Origin of the sequence: Streptacidiphilus neutrinimicus (assembly GCF_000787815.1) — a bacterium.
GTDB lineage: Bacteria > Actinomycetota > Actinomycetes > Streptomycetales > Streptomycetaceae > Streptacidiphilus > Streptacidiphilus neutrinimicus.
The window spans coordinates 63,244-76,177 of the sequence record NZ_BBPO01000033.1 but is presented as its reverse complement, the minus strand read 5'-3'; the positions used below and the strand labels follow the sequence as shown (position 1 = coordinate 76,177).

The following is a 12,934-nucleotide window of genomic DNA, read 5'->3' as shown; positions in this document are numbered from 1 at the left end:
GCGGCAGCCGGGCCGGGGTTCCGCCCGCCGTCGGGACCTCCATCAGGCGGGTGCCCGCGCCGCTGCCGGCCACGAAGAGGAGGTTGCTCCGCGGCACGTTGCCGTAAGCCGGGTCGGCCTTGACGACCTGCCAGGCGGGGTGGGACCAGGTCTGCCCGCCGGGGTTGCGCGCGACGACGAGGCGGCCGCTGCCGTCGGCGTTGGCCGTGTCGAGGTTGCCGTTCCCGTCGATGAAGGCGGCCTTGCGGCCGTCCGGGGACCAGGCCAGATCGCGCACCACGACGCCGAAGTCGACGACCGCGCCGTTCATGACGACCTGTCCGGTGCCGTTGCTGATGGTCAGCATGGTCCCGGCGGTGCCGTTGACGGAGACGGGCGTACCCGTCCCGCCACCGGACGCACCGCCGGTGGCGCCCCCCGTGGACCCGCCGGTCGTGCCGCCCGAGCCGGAACCGCCCGCGCCGCCCGCGCCGCCCGCGCCCCCGGTCGGGGTAGGCGTCGAGGCGCCGGCGCCGCCGGAGGCGGCCTGGCTCGGGCCGGCGGAGGCAGCGGTGCCGGTCTTCGGGTCGCAGGCCGTGAGCAGGCCGCTCGCCGTGACGGCAGAGACAAGAGCGATCGCGACGGCGATGCGGCGAGTACGCATGGTGGGTCCCCCTGGTCGGGCAGTCTCTCGGGTCTCTGAGCTGACGCTCTGAGAGGAGACTGCCCGGCGCGCATCGTGGATCCGTGCGCCCCCTGTCACAGCCCCGCTACAGCAGCCGCCCAGCAGGCCTGACAGGGGTTCGCCGACCTTCAGTCGACGTCGATCTGACCGCCGTTCAGCTGCTTGCGCGCGGGCCGCTGGTCCTCGTCGCCGTTGCCGCTCGGCGTGCCGAGGTTGCGGCGCACCGAGTCAAGGATGGTCAGGCCCTGACCGACCAGCCCGGCGGCGATCTCGCCGAGGCCGTCCGCACCGTTGAGCACGTTGACGTTGGCGCCGGCCAGACCGCCCGCCGCCTCCTTGACGATCAGCGGCAGCTGGTCGATCAGCATGCGGTCCAGAGCGACGCGGTCGTGCGAGGCGGCCGCCTCCGCCTGGATCTTCATCCGCTCGGCCTCGGCCAGCGCCAGCACGCGGATGCGCTCGGCCTCGGCCTCGGCGGGCTTGACGATCTCCGCGACCAGCTGCTGCTGCCGCAGCTCGGCCGCGCGCTGGGCCAGCTCCGTCTGAGCCGACAGCACCTCCTGCTGCGCGTGCGCGGCGGCCAGCGGACCGGCCTGCGCGGCCTGCGCCTGGGCGCGGTCGACCTCGGCGCTGTACTGGGCCTTCACGACCGCCGTCTGCCGGGCGTACTCGGCCTGGTTCCGCGAGGCGGCCTGCTCCGCCTCGGCGGCCGCCTGGGTCGCCTGCGCCTGGGCGACCTGCGCCGCGCGCTGGATGGCGGCCTTGTGCGGCGCGGCCATGGCCTTGATGTAGCCGGCGTCGCCGTCGTCGATGGACTGGATCTGCAGCGAGTCGACGATCAGCCCGATCTTGGCCATCTCGGACTTGGAGGTCTCCAGCACTTCCGTCGCCAGCTTCTGCCGCTCGGTGACGATCTCCTCGACCGTCATCGAGCCGATGATCGAACGCAGGTGGCCGGCGAAGATCCGGCCGGTCAGGACCGCCATCTGGTCCTGGTCGGACAGGAACCGCTGGCCGGCGTTGACGATGCTCTCGTGGTCGTTCCCGACCTTGAACGCGATCACGGCACGCACCGTGAGCGCGATGCCCTGGCGCGTCACGCAGGTCTCGGCGACCTCCGCCTCACACATCGCCAGCGTCAGGAAGCGGGTCTTCCGGAAGACCGGCAGCACGAACTTGCCGTGGCCGGTGACGACACGGAACGGAGCCCCCTCCAGCCCACGCCTGCCACCGGAGATCAGCATCGCCTCGTCCGGGGCGGGAACGCGGTAACCGAACATCCTTCTCGTCTCCTCGTCCAAGAAATCCTGGACCCTCGCGGTATCCCCCGTGAGGGAACATCTCGCGGGTATGTCTACACCCAGGGGGTGGACCCGGGTCTACACCCCGCCGTCGAGCGGATCCGTCCACTCGATCACATCGACCTGCCGCGCACCGCGCGACTCGATCACCAACACCGTCGTCCCGACCGCGAGGGGCTGCTCCGACCAGGCCAGAAAGGCCTCGGAGCCGCCCCGGACACGCACCAGCACCTCACCCGGTCCCTCACTGCCGCGGGTGCCGATGAGCAAGCGCCCGGTGCAGCCGATCACCGCCTCGTCCGCCGGCATGCCCACGCGCTCCTTCCGGTCGTCCCGCGGGTCGTCCCGCGTTCCCCCACTCGTCCGGGAACACGACCCTAGCGCGAATCCCCGCAGCCCAGCAGGGCGCGGACGGCGAGATTGCGGAAGGCGATTGCGCTCCTATGCTGGACTTAGCCATTTACATATTGCTTACGCGTTGCCGTCGCCAGGCTCCGATTGCGGGGAGCCGCGCGCCCACACGGCGCTCCGGCCCACCGAAATCGCCGACTGACCCCGTCGGATTGAGGTGATCCCTTTGGCAACCGCGACCGCGCCTCCCACCAAGGGAGGCCAGCACGCCCTCAAGCGCGACATCGGGCTGATCGGTCTGACCTGGACATCCGTCGGGTCGATCATCGGCTCGGGCTGGCTTTTCGGCGCACTGTTCGCCGCCCAGGCCGCCGGCACGGCGGCACTCGTCTCCTGGGGCATCGGCGCCGCGGCCATCATCATCCTGGCCTTCGTGCACGCCGAGCTCGGCGCGGCCTATCCGGTGTCGGGTGGAACCGGCCGCTTCCCGCACTACGCCTTCGGCACGGCGGCGGGTGCCTCCTTCGGCTGGTTCTCCTGGCTGCAGGCGGTCACCGTGGCCCCGATCGAGGTCCTGGCCGCGCTGAACTACCTCTCGGTCCACGCGAGCTGGATCCAGACAGGCAAGAACCACCTGACCGGCGCCGGATACGCCCTCGCGGTCGCGTTCATGGCCTTCTTCGTCGTGGTCAACTGGCTCGGCATCAAGTTCCTGGCGCACACCAACAGCGCCGCGACGTGGTGGAAGATCGCCATCCCGTGCCTGACCATCCTGGTCTTCGCGGCCACCGCCTGGCACAGCAACAACTTCGGCTACCAGGGCTTCTCGCCGTTCGGCTCGGAGGGCATGCTCTCCGCGATCAGCACCAGCGGCATCATCTTCGCCCTGCTGGGCTTCGAACAGGCCGATCAGCTCGCCGGTGAGAGCCGCAACCCGAAACGCGACATCCCCGTCGCCGTCATCGGGTCGATCCTGCTCGGCGCGCTGATCTACATCATGCTTCAGGTGGTCTTCATCGCCGCCCTGCCGCACAGCGCGTTCGCCCAGGGCTGGGCCAACCTGTCCTTCACCGGCAAGGCCGGCCCGTTCGCCGGTCTGGCCACGACCATCGGGGTGGGCTGGCTGGCCACCGTCCTCTACATCGACGCCGTGGTCTCCCCGGCCGGCACCGGCCTGATCTACACGACCGCGACGTCCCGCGTCTCCTACGGCCTGTCCCGCAACGGCTACGTGCCGGAGGTCTTCGAGAAGACCACCAAGCGCGGCGTGCCGTGGTTCGGTCTGCTCTTCGCCTTCGTGATGGGCCTGGTCGTCTTCCTGCCGTTCCCGACGTGGCAGAAGCTGGTCGGCTTCATCACCTCCGCCTCGGTGCTGATGTACGCGGGCGCGCCGCTCTCCTTCGGCGTGCTGCGCAGGTCCGACCCTGACCGCTACCGTCCGTACCGGCTGCCGGCCGGCCACTTCTGGTCGCCCGTCGCCTTCATCGTGGCCAACCTGATCATGTACTGGTCCGGCTTCGACACACTGTGGCGGCTGGGCATCGGCATCCTGCTCGGCTACCTGCTGCTCGGCACGTCGGTGACGTTCAAGCTCAACTCCAAGTCGCCCCACATGGACTGGCGGTCCGCACAATGGCTGCCGGTCTACCTGCTGGGGATGGGCATCCTCTCCTGGCGCGGCCGGTACTGCAGTTCCGGACCGGCCACCACCACCTCCTGCGGCGCGTCGAACAGCCTGCCGCTCTGGTGGGACATGGTCATCATCGCCGCGTTCAGCCTGGCCATCTACTACTGGGCCCAGGCCGTGGCGCTGCGCCCGGAGGAGACCCAGGAGTACATCGGGAACGTCGAGGTCGAGGAGGAGCCCAAGGGCTACGCGGCGCCTCCCCCCGAGACCCCTTCCTCCCCCACCTGATTCCTCCCCCACCTGACCCCCTGCTTCAGAACTCCCTGCTTCAGACCGCCTCGTCGCCGAGCACCCTGGCGAGGCGGTCCAGCACGTGCTGCTGCGCTACAGCTTCGCGCCCGGGACGCGTCTGCGCCGCGTCACCCCGACGGCCCAGCGTCAACGCGGCGACGCACGTGTAGCCCAGGCGGGTGATAGGCAGCTCCGAAACGTAGTCGGCTGGCTACGATCGGCGGTGGGGAGCGGGCCCGCGTCGAGGCCGCCGCGCCTGCCGACGAGGAGCCGTCCGATGTCCCAACTCCCGGCCGACACCATGAAGAACGCGGGAGCCGCGCTGACCGCGCCGCCCCTGCCGATGCAGGCGGCGCGCTGCCAGTACGAGGGGCTGCCGATCCACGCCCGCCCGCCGTTCGGCGTGCTCCGCCCCACCCGCCGGATCCGCGAGCACGCCCGGATGCGGCTCGCGGGCGTGCCCGCGCGGGGGCGGCCGTCCGCGTACGAGGTGGGCTCGTGGGTGACGGTCCGCAGCGCCGAGGAGGTCCGCGCGACCCTGGACGCGGGCGACCGGCTGGGCGGCCTGTGGTTCACCGGGTCCCAGTGGTCCTTCTGCGGCGGCACGTTCCAGGTCGAGCACACCGTCCGCCGCATGCTGGACGACCACTACCGGATGCGCCGCATCTCCCGCACCGTCACGCTCCGCGGCGCGACCTGCGCCGGAGCGGGCCCCGAGGACGAGGGCTGCGGCCTCGCCTGCGCGCTCCTCTTCCGGGACGACTGGCTCCGCCCGGCCGACGCTCCCGCAACGCCTGCCGCGCCGGAACGGTTCGCCACGGTCCGCAGCCTCCAGGAGATCCAGCAGACCCTCGGCCCCGACGGCACCCTCCTCGGCGTCCCGTTCCACGCCGCCATGGCCCGCTACGTGGGCCGCCGCATCGCGGTCTCCCGCCGGGTCGTCCCCCGCGCCCTGCCGCGCTGGCAGTACCCGGTCGGCGAGTGGTACCAGCTGGACGGGCTGCGGTGCCTGGGCGAGCCGCTCGGGGGGCTGGGCTGCGACCGGCAGTGCGCCCTGCTGTGGCACCGGTCCTGGCTCGACTTCGAGTAACCCGGCCCCGTTCACCCCGCACGCCGGGCCCGGCGTGCGGGGTCGCGTCCTCAGCCGCGGTACGAGGCGCTGCGCGGCGCGTCCAGGCCCGCCAGGTACTCCTCGAACCCGATCCGCCCGTAGGGCTCCCTCGGCACCAGGTTCGCTCCCGCTCGGAACGCGCCGAAGACCCGTCCCGGGAGGCGCACCGGCAGCACCGGCCGACGGCCGCGCCCCGTCGCCGCGAGGTACACCCGGGCCAGCTCACGCGCGCCGCGGATCCTGGGGCCGCCGATGTCGGAGGCCCGACCGTCCGCTGGCGAGGCGAGCGCCAGCTCGGCCAGCCGCACGGCGACGTCCCGGACGTCGATCGGCTGGAACCGCAGCGCGGGGACCGGCACCAGCGGGGCCTTCGCCCCGAAAGCGAACATCGCCCGCAGCAGGTCGTGAAACTGCGTGGCGCGCTGCACCGTGTACGGCAGCCCGGACGCCGCGAAGACCTGCTCGGCGGCGAGCTTGGCGCGGTAGTAGCCGAACGGGATCCGGTCCACGCCGACGATCGAGACGTAGACGAGGTGCGGCGGCGCGGCGGCCCCCCGCGCCGCCGCGATGACCGTCCGCGCCATCGCCTCCTCCTCCCCGCGGCGGACCCCGCTCGCGCAGTGGACGACCGCCCGCGCCCCGCGCACCGCCTCCCCCGCGCCCGCACCGGAGCGCAGGTCGGCCGTGGCCCACTCGTACGCCTTCGCGCCCCTCTCCGGACGCGGTCTGCGACTGACCACCCGCACCGGCTGCCCCTCCGTCAGCAGCCGCTCCACGACCGCACGCCCGAGCACACCCGTCCCCCCGGTCACCACGATCCGGTCCTGGTCCATCCCCGCGCCTCGCTTCCGCTGTGAGCTGCCTCTTCAGTGTGGACAGGTCAGCGCACGCATACGTGACACGACGAAGCCGCCGCGCGGCCGGATCGTAAGGTGGGGCGGGTACCACCCGTCCCACCTCACGGATCCGTCGCCGCACCCACAAGGAGCGCTCCTCATGTCGCAGTCCCCCACGTCCCCGACCGGACAGGCCGAGCTGGCCGCGGCCGTCGCCGGGCTGATGCCGCGGGCCAAGGCCGAGCTGGCCGAGCTGGTCTCGTTCCGGTCCGTGGCCGATCCGCGGCAGTTCCCCGTGGAGGAGTGCGAGAAGGCCGCGCGCTGGGTCGCCGACGCGCTGCGCGCGGAGGGCTTCACCGACGTCGCCGTGCTGGACACCCCTGACGGCACGCAGTCCGTCTACGGCGTGCTGCCCGGCCCGGAGGGCGCGCCGACGGTGCTGCTGTACGCGCACTACGACGTGCAGCCGCCGCTGGACGAGGACGCCTGGGTCTCCCCGCCGTTCGAGCTGACCGAGCGGGACGGGCGCTGGTACGGCCGCGGCGCGGCCGACTGCAAGGGCGGCCTGCTGATGCACCTGACCGCGCTGCGCGCGCTCGCGGCGAACGGCGGCGTGCCGGTCACCGTCAAGGTGATCGCCGAGGGCTCCGAGGAGCAGGGCACCGGCGGCCTGGAGCGCTACGCCGAGGCCCACCCGGAGCTGCTCACCGCCGACGCGATCGTCATCGGCGACACCGGCAACTTCCGCGTCGGCCTGCCGACCGTCACCGCGACGCTGCGCGGCATGACGATGGTCGAGGTCGCCGTCCGCACGCTCGGCGGCAACCTGCACTCGGGCCAGTTCGGCGGCGCCGCGCCGGACGCGCTGGCGGCGCTGATCCGCATGCTGGACTCGCTGCGCGACGAGACCGGCGCGACGGTCGTGCGCGGCCTGGAGGCGGAGGCCGCGCAGAACTGGGAGGGCCTGCAGTACGGCGAGCCGGACTTCCGCTCCGACGCCAAGGTCCTCGACGGCGTCGGCCTCATCGGCACCGGCACCGTCGCCGACCGCGTCTGGGCGCGCCCCGCGGTCACCGTCCTCGGCATCGACTGCCCGCCCGTCGTGGGCGCCACCCCGTCCGTCCAGGCCGCGGCCACCGCCCTGGTCTCGCTGCGGGTCCCGCCGGGCCTCGACGCCGCCCGCGCGGAGGAGGCGCTCACCGCCCACCTCACCGCGGCCGCCCCCTGGGGGGCTCAGGTCGAGATCACCTCCCGCGGCCAGGGCCAGGCCTTCCGCGCCGACACCTCGAGCCCGGCGTACGCCGCCATGGCGGCCGCGATGTCCGCGGCCTACCCGGGCGAGCAGATGCAGATCGCCGGCCAGGGCGGCAGCATCCCGCTGTGCAACACCCTCGCCACGCTCTACCCGGAGGCGGAGATCCTGCTCATCGGCCTGAGCGAGCCGGAGGCGCAGATCCACGCGGTGAACGAGTCCGTCTCCCCGGAGGAGCTGGAGCGCCTCTCGCTCGCCGAGGCACTCTTCCTGCGCTCGTACGCGAAGCGGTAGTCACGTCCCTGGGGGCCCGGCTGCAGGGCGGCCGGGCCCCTCAGGAGCGACGCAGATCGACCATGCAGAAGACCTTGTCGTAGCGCAGCTCCCCGACCGCGACGAAGTCCGGCAGGCGGCCGTACTCGGTGAAGCCGACACTGCGGTACAGGTGGAGGGCGTTCGCGTTGTCACCGCGCGCGTCGAGCGTCAGCACCTCGACGCCCGCTGCCCGCGCGTCGTCCACCAGCGCCGCGACCAGCGCGCGTCCGACGCCGCGCCCCTGCGCGGCGGGGTCGACGGCGACCTTCTCCAGATCCGCGTGCGGGCGATGGGTGGGGCGCGCGTAGCGGGTCCAGTAGCCGAGGCCGACGAGCCGGTCGTCGAGGAACGCGACCCGCAGCGAGGCGTCCCCCGCCCGCACCCCGGCGACCACCTCCGCCAGCAGCCGCCCGACCTCCTCCGACGAAGGCGGCTCCACCCACCCGAGCGCGGCCCCGTGGGCCACCAGGCCGGCGAGGAGCCGGTGCGCGTCCGCCGCGAGGCCGTCGGGGAGTTCGTCGAGAACGCGGAGTACGAGGTCCATGGCCCGCGAGCCTAGCCACGGGGCGCTCAGTCGGTCTCCCCCTCGGCGTGGGCGCGGCCCTGGGCGGTGAGGGAGGTGAGGGCGGAGAGGTGGCACTCGAAGGCGCGGCGGCCCTTGGCCGTCAGGCAGAGCCAGGTGCGGGGGCGGCGGCCGACGTGGCCCTTGCGGACGCGGACGTAGCCCAGCTCCTCCAGGGCGACGGCGGCCTTGGAGAGGGTCGGCGCGGCGATCTGGCAGGTGTCGGAGACGGTGGCGAAGTCCGCCTCGCCGCAGCCGGCCAGGAAAGCGGCCAGCTTGAGCTTGGGCAGCGTGCCGAACGCCTCGTCGGGCAGCGGGGGTCGGGACTTCTCGGGCACTACGGGCGGGTCCATCCGGTGAGTCGGTACCAGGTCTCCACACCGATGATCACACCGAAGGAGACGTTCCCCCAGCCCGCGCTGCCGGCCAGGTAGAACGCCCCGCCGACGCCGAGCGCGCCCAGGAGGAACCAGAAGGACCCGCGGCGTCGCGCCCGGGTCGTGCAGGTCTCGGTGAGCGGGACCAGACCGCCGCGGCGCCAACGGCGCACCAGCTCCGCGTACATGCCGAGGTGGGCGACCAGCACGACGAGCGCGGCGACGCCGAAGGCCGAGGCCGGGGTCCGGTCCTGGCCGGCCACGTCGGAGACCCCGGCCAGGGTCATGGCCAGCGCGAAGGTGACGCCGGCGTAGGCGGGGAACCAACCGGGGACACGTGGCGGCGCGGCGGACCGGCGGGTGTCGGCGGCGATCCGCAGGGCCTCTTCGGGGCTCAACTCAGCTGTCATGCTTGAAGGCTAGAGGATTCTGTTTCCAAAAGGAAAGTACTTTCGACATGACCGACCTCGCTATCGTTCGCGGGTGACCACTCCCTATGACGCCGTCGCCGCCCACTACGCCGAACAGTTCCGCGACACGCTCCACGACCGGGCCCTGGAGCGCGCGCTGCTGCGCGCCTTCGCCGAGCTGGTGCGGACGAACGGGGACGGCGAGGTCGCCGACCTCGGCTGCGGGCCCGGTCACGTCACCGCCCATCTGCGCGGGTTGGGCCTGAAGGCGTTCGGCGTCGACATCTCCCCCGAGATGATCCGGCTGGCCCGGGAGGCCAACCCCGGCCTGCGGTTCGAGGTGGGGTCCATGGCCGCGCTGGACCTCCCGGACGGCTCGCTGGGCGGGGTGCTCTCGCGCTCGTCGGTCATCCACATCCCGCCGCGGGACCTCCCCGCCGCCCTCGCCGAGATCGGCCGCGTCCTCGCCCCCGGCGGCCACCTGCTGATCAGCCTCTTCGCCACCGACGAGGACGCGATCCGGACGCAGTCCTTCGATCACACGGTGGTGACGGCCCACCGGTGGTCGCCCGACCACCTGGCCGGGATGCTGCGCGACGCCGGAATGGGCGAAGTGGCCCGCACCCTGTGCGAGCCACAACCCACCGACAAGCGCCAGTTCCGGGAGCTCCAATTCCTCGCCCGCAAGGGGTAGGGCCTCAGCTCGGCTTCGGCTCACGCTCGTACAGCCGACGCGACCAGACGTAGGAGACCGCCGCGACGCCGACGCACCAGGCGATGGTGATGACCAGGTTGTCGCCGATCTTCGTCCCGGTCAGCAGCCCGCGCAGGGTCTCGTTGACCGGGGTGAAGGGCTGGAACTCGGCGAACCAGCGCATGCCCGTCGGCAGCGACGAGGTCGGGACGAACCCGCTGCCCAGGAAGGGCAGCAGCATGAGGAACATCGGCGCGTTGCTCGCGGTCTCCACACTCTTGGACGACAGCCCGAGCCCGACGCAGACCCAGGTGATGGCGAAGGTCAGCAGCAGGATCACGCCGAAGGCCGCGAGCCAGTGGGCCGCGTCGGCGTGGGGCCGGAACCCGACGGCGATCGCGGCGCCGGTGACGACCGCGACGCCGATCAGCGTCTGGATCGTCGCGCCGACGACGTGTCCGGTCAGGACCGACGACCGGGCGACCGCCATGGTGCGGAACCGGGCGATGATGCCCTCGGTCATGTCCTGGGCGACGGCGATCGCGGTACCCTGCGCCGCGCCGGCCACGGCCATGAGGATGATGCCGGGGGCGACGTAGGCCGCGTACGCGGCCCGGCCGCCGTGCATGCCGGCCGGCATCCCGCCACCCAGCCCCGAACCGAGCGTCCCGCCGAAGACGTAGACGAACAGCAGCAGGAAGACCAGCGGCATCATCGTGACCATCAGGGTCAGGGATGGATAGCGCTGCATGTGGCGCAGGTTGCGCCGCAGCATGATCCGGGCGTGCGTGAGGGCGTGGGACCGGGTGTCGTCGATGTCGGCCGTGGGCCGGGTGGCGGTGACGGTGCTCATGGTCAGGCCTCTGTCCTTCCGGTGAGGGCGAAGAAGACGTCGTCGAGATCGGGGGTGTGCACGGTCAGCGCCTCGACCTCGACCGAGGCGTCGTTCAGCCGCTGCAGCAGCGGCCACAGGGTGCTGACGCGGGCGTCGCCGGGCAGTTGGAGCGTCAGCCCGTCGTCGTCACGCCCGCCCGCGGGGCCGAGCACCCTCGTGGCGGCGTCCAGCTGGGCCCGGTCGGCGAAGGACAGCTGGATGTGGCCGCCGGGGATCCGGGCCTTGAGCTCGGCCGGCGTCCCCTCGGCGACGATCCGGCCGCCGTCCAGCACCGCGACGCGGTCCGCGAGCTGGTCGGCCTCCTCCAGGTACTGGGTGGTCAGCAGGAGCGTGGTCCCGGAGGCGACCAGCCCGCGGATGATGTCCCACATCGTGCGCCGGCTGCGCGGGTCCAGACCGGTGGTCGGCTCGTCGAGGAAGATCACCTTCGGGTCGCCGACCAGCGTCATCGCCAGGTCGAGCTTGCGCTTCATCCCGCCGGAGTAGGTCGACGCGGGCTTGTCCCCCGCCTCGCCGAGCTCGAACCGCTCGAGCAGCTCCTCCGCCTTGCGGCGGCCGACGCGCTTCGGCTGCAGGTGCAGGTCGGCCATCAGCATCAGGTTCTCGCGGCCGGTGAGGTAGCCGTCGACGGCGGAGAACTGGCCGGTGACGCCGATGGCGCGCCGGACGGCCTGCGGGTTCTTGGCGGTGTCCCGGCCGGCGACGCGGATCTCGCCGGCGTCCGGGCGCAGGTAGGTCGTGAGCAGGTGGACCGCGGTGGTCTTTCCGGCTCCGTTCGGGCCCAGCAGGGCCAGGATCGTTCCCTGCCGGACCGTCAGGTCGATGCCGTCGAGCACGACCTTCTCACCGAAGGCCTTGTACAGGCCGCGGGCCGAGATCGCGGCGTCGTCGTCGTGGATCGAGGTGTTCATGCCTGCTCCTCGTGGCTGACGGTGCGGCGGACGGTGACGTCGCCGAGCTTGGTGGAGGCGTGGATCTCGACGTTGTCGGCCGACTCCCCCGCCCGGGGGGCGGGGGCGGCGGCCAGGTCGTTGAGCACCCGGCCGACAGTGGTGTCGAGGTCGAGCAGGGCGGCGCTCCCGTCGCGGACGCCGACCTCGACGCTGCCGTTCTTGGTGGTGGCGCAGACGTTGCCGCGCACGACCTCCCCGATGCGGACCGAGCCGTTCGCCCCGGTGGCCGTGATGTCGGCGAGCGCCCGGTCGACGGCGACCGAGCCGTTGGAGACCCGGACGCTGGCCGCGCCGGCGACCAGGCCGAGGCGGACCTTGCCGTTGCCGTTGGTGATGTCGGCGGTGCCGTCGACGGCGCCGATGCGGACGTCGCTGGAGCCGGTGTGGATCTGGGCGTTGCCGTGCACCCGGCCGACGACGATGCGGCCGACCCCGTTGCGGAGGGTGACCGAGCCGGTCCGGTCGAGCTGGACGGCGCCGAGGCCGGTCTTGACCGCGACGGCGCCCAGCGGGCCCTCGGCCTCGACATCGCCGAGCTCGGCCTCGCCGCGCACGTCGGATCCGGCGGGCAGCTGAATGAGGACGTCGACCGACTCCGGGCGCTTGCTGCTGAAGTTCACGAACCGGTTGAACGGCTTCTTGGTGACGACCGTGAGGGTGCGGGTGGCCTCGTCGTACTCGACGCGGGTGTTGTCGGCGGCTTTCGCGTCGGCCGGCTTGTCCGGGTCGCTGGGCCGGACTTCGACGCTCGTGTCGCCGCGCTCGGAGGCGACCAGGCGGACCTGGGCGACGTAGAGGTCGAGGACGACGGCGATCGGGGCGGGGGTGGTGAAGGTGGAGAGAGACATCGAGGGGTTCCTTCGCTGAGGGCCTGGAGCAGCCGGGCCGTTCTTGATGGCTCAACCTTGGCACCACTCTGGCACCAATGCAAGCTCTTCTGGCTCACTTTGGCGTCGCAGCAGCTCACAGGTGGTGCCATTGATGCGGCAACTGGCGCCGCGTGGCACCACCGGTCGGCCCGACACGCCCGACGCACCCGAGGCCCCCTCGGACAGGAAAGCTACTTGCCGGTAAATGCCATGCGCAGAACAAGAATTGGCTACTCCGCGGTCGCCCGGCGTTCCCCCGCGCCCAGGAGGGTCGGCGCTGGGCCGCCCTCGGGCCGCCCTCCGTCATCCCCTTCTGGCCAGGAGTTCGCATGCGAGGAATCCGCCGTCTCGTCGTCGTCGCCGCGACCGTCACCGCGACCGCCGCGCTGGGCGCGGGCGTCGCCACCCCGGCGGGCGCCGCGACCG

13 protein-coding genes and 1 pseudogene are annotated in these 12,934 nt (G+C 72.5%); 4 read left to right on the top strand and 10 right to left on the bottom strand.

Features of this window, described 5'->3' with window-relative positions; genetic code table 11:
• The 3 genes and pseudogenes from TR48_RS44425 to TR48_RS21345 all read right to left on the bottom strand — a co-directional run.
• A pseudogene (locus TR48_RS44425) lies at positions 1 to 643 on the bottom strand (hypothetical protein); the annotation flags it as partial.
• 149 nt (positions 644 to 792) lie between these two features.
• Positions 793 to 1,944: an SPFH domain-containing protein gene (locus TR48_RS21350; RefSeq protein ID WP_042369763.1), complete on the bottom strand. Its 1,152-nt coding sequence runs from the start codon at positions 1,942 to 1,944 to the stop codon at positions 793 to 795.
• A 99-nt stretch (positions 1,945 to 2,043) separates the two neighbouring features.
• On the bottom strand, positions 2,044 to 2,274 hold the full coding sequence (locus TR48_RS21345) for an NfeD C-terminal domain-containing protein (protein ID WP_042369761.1): 231 nt from the start codon (positions 2,272 to 2,274) through the stop codon (positions 2,044 to 2,046).
• A 262-nt stretch (positions 2,275 to 2,536) separates the two neighbouring features.
• On the opposite strand from TR48_RS21345, the gene TR48_RS21340 reads away from it, so the two are divergent.
• Together TR48_RS21340 and TR48_RS21335 are read left to right on the top strand one after the other, a co-directional pair.
• Complete coding sequence (locus TR48_RS21340) at positions 2,537 to 4,231, top strand: APC family permease (protein ID WP_084729625.1); 1,695 nt, start codon at positions 2,537 to 2,539, stop codon at positions 4,229 to 4,231.
• A gap of 280 nt (positions 4,232 to 4,511) precedes the next feature.
• Positions 4,512 to 5,324, top strand: coding sequence for a hypothetical protein (locus TR48_RS21335; RefSeq protein ID WP_042369757.1), 813 nt, complete (start codon positions 4,512 to 4,514; stop codon positions 5,322 to 5,324).
• A 50-nt stretch (positions 5,325 to 5,374) separates the two neighbouring features.
• On the opposite strand, the gene TR48_RS21330 is transcribed toward TR48_RS21335, so the two are convergent.
• Positions 5,375 to 6,178: an SDR family oxidoreductase gene (locus tag TR48_RS21330; RefSeq protein WP_042369755.1), complete on the bottom strand. Its 804-nt coding sequence runs from the start codon at positions 6,176 to 6,178 to the stop codon at positions 5,375 to 5,377.
• Between the two features lie 163 nt (positions 6,179 to 6,341).
• Here TR48_RS21330 and TR48_RS21325 point away from each other — a divergent pair, with 163 nt between their 5' ends.
• Positions 6,342 to 7,727 carry a dipeptidase gene (locus TR48_RS21325; protein WP_042369753.1) on the top strand — a complete coding sequence of 462 codons (1,386 nt, stop codon included), beginning with the start codon at positions 6,342 to 6,344 and terminating at the stop codon, positions 7,725 to 7,727.
• 40 nt (positions 7,728 to 7,767) lie between these two features.
• Here the strand turns inward: TR48_RS21325 and TR48_RS21320 are convergent, their stop codons facing one another.
• The 3 genes from TR48_RS21320 to TR48_RS21310 are packed head-to-tail and all read right to left on the bottom strand — an operon-like array spanning position 7,768 to position 9,097.
• Positions 7,768 to 8,292: a GNAT family N-acetyltransferase gene (locus tag TR48_RS21320; RefSeq protein ID WP_042369750.1), complete on the bottom strand. Its 525-nt coding sequence runs from the start codon at positions 8,290 to 8,292 to the stop codon at positions 7,768 to 7,770.
• A gap of 26 nt (positions 8,293 to 8,318) precedes the next feature.
• Positions 8,319 to 8,663: a transcriptional regulator gene (locus TR48_RS21315; protein ID WP_084729614.1), complete on the bottom strand. Its 345-nt coding sequence runs from the start codon at positions 8,661 to 8,663 to the stop codon at positions 8,319 to 8,321.
• The gene (locus TR48_RS21310; RefSeq protein WP_152628083.1) at positions 8,648 to 9,097 is read right to left on the bottom strand and encodes a hypothetical protein; all 450 of its coding nucleotides are present in this window, start codon (positions 9,095 to 9,097) and stop codon (positions 8,648 to 8,650) included. Before TR48_RS21310 ends, TR48_RS21315 begins: the two co-directional genes overlap by 16 nt.
• 73 nt (positions 9,098 to 9,170) lie before the next feature.
• Between TR48_RS21310 and TR48_RS21305 the strand changes: the two genes are divergently transcribed.
• On the top strand, positions 9,171 to 9,791 hold the full coding sequence (locus TR48_RS21305; protein WP_042369745.1) for a class I SAM-dependent DNA methyltransferase: 621 nt from the start codon (positions 9,171 to 9,173) through the stop codon (positions 9,789 to 9,791).
• Between the two features lie 4 nt (positions 9,792 to 9,795).
• Here the strand turns inward: TR48_RS21305 and TR48_RS21300 are convergent, their stop codons facing one another.
• Genes TR48_RS21300 through TR48_RS21290 form a run of 3 tightly spaced genes read right to left on the bottom strand, consistent with a single transcriptional unit; the run spans position 9,796 to position 12,487 of the window.
• A complete protein-coding gene (locus TR48_RS21300; protein WP_042369743.1) occupies positions 9,796 to 10,644 on the bottom strand; it encodes an ABC transporter permease in 849 nt (282 codons plus the stop codon).
• Between the two features lie 2 nt (positions 10,645 to 10,646).
• Positions 10,647 to 11,597 (bottom strand): daunorubicin resistance protein DrrA family ABC transporter ATP-binding protein, encoded by a 951-nt coding sequence (locus TR48_RS21295; protein ID WP_042369734.1) that lies wholly within the window; start codon positions 11,595 to 11,597, stop codon positions 10,647 to 10,649.
• Positions 11,594 to 12,487, bottom strand: coding sequence for a DUF4097 family beta strand repeat-containing protein (locus TR48_RS21290; RefSeq protein ID WP_042369732.1), 894 nt, complete (start codon positions 12,485 to 12,487; stop codon positions 11,594 to 11,596). The genes TR48_RS21295 and TR48_RS21290 overlap by 4 nt, the downstream gene beginning before the upstream one ends.
• Positions 12,488 to 12,934 lie beyond the last annotated feature (447 nt).